At 67.7% G+C, this 2,363-nt stretch carries 2 protein-coding genes; both read left to right on the top strand.

Features of this window, described 5'->3' with window-relative positions; genetic code table 11:
• The first annotated feature begins 125 nt into the window (after positions 1–125).
• Positions 126–1,544, top strand: coding sequence for an IS21 family transposase (istA, locus tag ACFY0U_RS45650; protein ID WP_388646473.1), 1,419 nt, complete (start codon positions 126–128; stop codon positions 1,542–1,544).
• Entirely contained in the window at positions 1,541–2,311 is a 771-nt protein-coding gene (istB, locus tag ACFY0U_RS45645) for an IS21-like element helper ATPase IstB (RefSeq protein WP_388646472.1), read from the top strand. Before istA ends, istB begins: the two co-directional genes overlap by 4 nt.
• The last annotated feature ends 52 nt before the right edge of the window (positions 2,312–2,363 follow it).

The raw sequence follows: 2,363 nt of genomic DNA, 5'->3' as shown, positions 1-2,363 counted from the left end.
CTGTCCGCGTACAAGTGATCGTGCACCACCTCGTACGGATGAGACTGCACCGTCGTTGATGCGGTGAGGGGCAAGGGCCGCGAGTCTGCTGCTGTCGGTTCGGGGTGGCAGAGGGGCGGCTGACGGTGGTCTTGGATCCGCATCGCTGGCTGGAGCTTCGGCGGTTTCGCGGCTTGTATGAGTCCGGCGCGATGAGCCTGCGGGAGATCGCGAAGGAGACCGGGCTGAACCGCCGCACGGTCGCGAAGTACCTGTCGAGCGAGGTGTCGGCTGCGCCGCCGCAGCGGGAGCCGAACGGTCGGCCGCGGCGGCGGGTGGTGGACGAGGTTGCCCCGCTGATCGATGCGATGCTCAAGGCGGAGATCCTGCTCAAGGGAGCCGTGATCCACGAGCGGCTGGTCCAGGAGTACGGGGTCACGATCAACTACCAGCGGGTGAAGCTCTACCTGCAGGAGGCCAGGCCCCGGATCGCCGAGGAGCTGGGGATCAGCCCGGGTGAACTGGCTGGTCTGCACCGCAGGTTCGAGGTGGTTCCGGGGGCTCAGGCCCAGGTGGACTGGGGTGATGAGGGCAAGCTCCTCGCTCATGTCGGGATCCCGAAGGTCTACTCGTTCCACATGACGTTGTCGTACTCGCGCGACCCGTTCTGCTGCTTCACCACCAGCCAGGACCTGGCGACCTTCTTCGACTGCCACCGGCAGGCGTTCGCGCACTTCGGCGGGGTGCCGATGACGATCGTCTACGACCGCACCAAGACCGTCGTGCGCCGGCACGTCGCCCCCGGTGAGGCGGTCCCGCTGCATCCCGAGGCGGTCGCGTTCGCCGGGCACTGCGACTTCGACATCGATGTGCTGGCCGCCTACCGGCCGCAGGGCAAGGGCCGCGTCGAGCGTCAGGTCGCCATCGTGCGTGACCACGTGCTGGCCGGACGGGCGTTTGCGTCCATCGAAGAGATGAACGCCGCTTTCGCAGCCTGGGTCCCGATGCGGCGGGCGAAGGTGCACGGCACTCATGGCGAGGTCATCGGACACCGGGCGGAGCGTGACCACATGGCCCTTCGCCCCTTGCCCGGGACTCCGTATGTGGTCGCCCAGCGGCATCTGCGGCATGTCGGCAAGGACTGCCTGGTGGCCTTCGACGCGAACCTCTACTCGGTGCCCGCCCGCAAAGTCCGCCCCCGCCAGCTGGTCGAAGTCCGGGCCACGAAGTCCCAGGTCACGCTGCACTCCACGATCCCCGGCCCGGACGGTGAGACTGTGCTGGCCGCCCATCCACGGGCTGTGGGCCGCGGCGCCCGCATCGTCGACGAGAGGCACTGGGACGGGCTGCCCACCGGCGCGGGCCGCCGCGTCACCACCGGCGACAGTCCGCCGTCGCCCCGCCAGGCGCCCTCACACGAGCCAGAGGCCGGCCCGCTGCAGGCCCTGCTGAACCGGGCCGCCGCTGCCCGCGTCGAGGTCGGCCGCCGTCCGCTGTCGGTCTACGACGAGCTGACCGGCACCCGCCCCTTCACGTCCAACACTGCGACAAAGGAAGCCCGTTGAGCGAGCTGACCGGCACCCGCATCCGCACCACGGCCGTCAAGCTCGGCCTGCCTCACCTGGCCGATGCCCTCAACCAGTACGTCCAGCGGGGTGACGAGGCCAAGATGGGCTATCTCGACTTCCTCGACCTGGTGCTGTCCGAGGAACTCGCCGTCAAGGACGACCGGCGCTTTCGCCAGGGACTTCGGCTGTCGAAGCTGCCGCACCACAAGACGCTGGATGACTACGACTTCTCCTTCCAGCCCGAGCTCGACCCCCGCAAGGTCAAGGATCTCGCCAGCCTCTCCTTCGTCGAGGAGAAGGCCAACGTGGCTTTGCTCGGTCCGCCCGGCGTCGGCAAGACGCACATTGCCGTCGCCCTGGCCGTCGCGGCCTGCCGGGCCGGCTACTCGATCTACTTCACCAGCCTCGACGACATGGTCCGCAACCTCAAAGCCGCCGAAGCGGCCGGCCGTCTGACCAGCAAGCTCGGCACCTACCTGCGGCCGGGCGTCCTTGTGGTCGATGAAGTGGGATACCAGCCCCTCGAGCGAGCCGAGGCGAACCTGGTCTTCCAGGTGATCTCCAAGCGTTACGAGAAGGGCTCGATCATCCTGACCTCGAACAAGACCTTCAGCGAATGGGGCCAGGTCTTCGGGGACGAAGTCCTCGCCACCGCCATCCTCGACCGCCTCCTGCACCACTGCGAAGTCGTTCCCATCAACGGCAACAGCTACCGGCTCAAGAACCGACTCCAAGCCATCGAACGAGACACCGACGTGGCCTGAGTGGTGCACCTATCCCCGTACTTGGTGGTGCACTCACACGAGTACGGGGACA

The sequence above is a fragment of the Streptomyces sp. NPDC001536 genome (assembly GCF_042894505.1).
In the GTDB taxonomy this organism is placed as follows: domain Bacteria; phylum Actinomycetota; class Actinomycetes; order Streptomycetales; family Streptomycetaceae; genus Streptomyces.
The sequence above is the reverse complement of the archived record's forward strand: the minus strand, read 5'-3'. Positions and strand labels throughout refer to the sequence as shown.